Raw genomic sequence first — 1,080 nt, forward strand, 5'->3', positions numbered from 1 at the left:
GGACCTCGTGAATGCTTACCGCAATAGGGCCCCTGGGCGTAATTCAGCCACGCAACCACTCGGTCAGAGTTTCTACGGCAAGGCCGACCTCGTCCGCCCGTTCCCTCGCAGTGTCGGATTCAAGCAAAAACGGCGGCTCGCCATTTGACGCAGAATCTAGCTGCACTTCCAGGCCATCCTTGCGGGAAATGAACCAGACATTATCGTCATCGCCGGAGCGAGTAACCGAAAGCCGTTCAATTCGAAGGCCGGGAAAAGCATCTCTCAAAGCAGCAAGTATCTCGTCTACCGGCCCACCAGTGATATCAGCCGGCCCCCACGACACGGTCTTGACCACCGAACCAACTCCCTCTCCGCTAGTAAATCCGCTGGTCAGCACCGCGGCGCTCCGAGTGCATCAGGGGCCAACCGGCCTGCCTTCGGCACCGGATTTGCCCCCACAGCGCCGAATGGATCGCCGCTTCCAAGTGTGACGTTCACATGGTTGTAGTTGAGCGGAGAACCCTCCCCAGCAATCGGCTCGGGCGCATACTCCACAGTGCCACCAGCTGCACGAATTGCGCCAGCCGTCGTTGCACGAAGGCTGGCATGCGGGACGCCGGCACCCGCTTCATCAAGCGTGGTACCCATTGATCCAGAGAACTCGGCACCAGGGCCCGGCATCGGACTCTGTCCTCCGCGAATGACGATGTAGTCGTCTGGCACCTGCCAGCCATTGTCATTGTGCACCAGGACCGGCGTTGCCCCCGCGATTACATAGTACGTGTGGCGCGCGGTCGCTCGTTACCTGCATTTTCGCTGGTCAGGGGCTATATAACGGTCCGTCGAGGTGTGCCGATGTGCGTCGGTGTGCGTGATTGTTGCCGTCACTACTGCCATCAGCCTCGTTGTTTCACGGCGATGACCGGCTGAGCGCCTGCCCGTGATGTCGCTGTCGCCGGTTCCCGGGGGCGGTTTCGGGTAGGGCTGCGCGTCGGCTGTCGTGCCGGGGACGCCGGGTTCCACGGTCCCGGGGACTGCGGGGGTTCCTCCTCTCGGTGCTCGGCGGGGTGGTTCGTGCAGGTCAGGTGGGTCGTGGCA

Annotated in this window: 1 protein-coding gene; it reads right to left on the reverse strand. The window is 62.2% G+C overall.

Annotated elements, in window-relative coordinates; translation table 11 throughout:
- Window positions 1–43: 43 nt before the first annotated feature.
- On the reverse strand, window positions 44–337 hold the full coding sequence (locus C7C46_RS34560; protein WP_146259318.1) for a hypothetical protein: 294 nt from the start codon (window positions 335–337) through the stop codon (window positions 44–46).
- Window positions 338–1,080: the final 743 nt, after the last annotated feature.

Source organism: Streptomyces tateyamensis (assembly GCF_003205575.1).
Classification (GTDB): domain Bacteria; phylum Actinomycetota; class Actinomycetes; order Streptomycetales; family Streptomycetaceae; genus Kitasatospora; species Kitasatospora tateyamensis.